1 protein-coding gene is annotated in these 791 nt (G+C 46.8%); it reads right to left on the bottom strand.

Translation table 11 applies throughout. The features are described 5' to 3' along the window. The coding region (gene amrS, locus AC1DLB_RS31215) for an AmmeMemoRadiSam system radical SAM enzyme (RefSeq protein ID WP_477786430.1) at positions 1-791 on the bottom strand (791 nt) is incomplete at both ends.

The following is a 791-nucleotide window of genomic DNA, read 5'->3' as shown; positions in this document are numbered from 1 at the left end:
AACGAGTAGAGCGTTACAATTATTGCAGTTGGTATTGGTGCCCTCGACATCATTTACGTTACCCAGATAAACATGCTCAACCCCCATGCTCCGGGCAATGTCCCGAGCCTTCAGGAGTCTATCCACGGGCGTCCTGATGCTATTACTCATTTTATAATCAGGGTGAAACCTTACAAAGTGGAGCGGTACATTCGGGCCCAGTTCATCCAGTACCCACTGGCTGATTTTCCTGGCGGTATCCTCATCGTCACTGATATCGGTAACCATCAAGGTGCTGACTTCAACATATTTACCAGCATCGTATACTTTCTTGATGCCAGCCAGAACGGGCTCTACCCAGCCTGTTGTGACTTTTCGATAGTATTCGGGGGAGATGGACTTTAGCGAAATCGAGAATATGTCGATGACGGGCAATAGTTCATCAATGGCTTCTTCACTGATAAAAAAAGCTGATTTATATAAATTGATTAAGCCCGCTTCCTTTGCCAGCTTTGCCGTATCGAGGATGAATTCATGCCAGACAACAGGGTCGTTATACGTCCAGGAGATAACGCGTATACCATGCTTTAAGGCGGTTTCTACAACCTGTTCAGGCGTATAGTAGTAAACATCTTTGTCTGTCACATACTTGGCCTGAGAGGTCTTCCAATTGTGGCAGTAGCCGCAGTTAAGCATGCAGCCGATATTGCCTAGGGAAAGGATTCGCTCTCCGGGAGCAAAGTGGAATACCGCCTCGGTTTCGATGGTCTCTTCGGTGCTGTGAACGCCTTTGCCATAATTCAATGTAACTA

The sequence above is a fragment of the Pseudomonas sp. 05N434 genome, assembly GCF_056396965.1.
The sequence above is the reverse complement of the archived record's forward strand: the minus strand, read 5'-3'. Positions and strand labels throughout refer to the sequence as shown.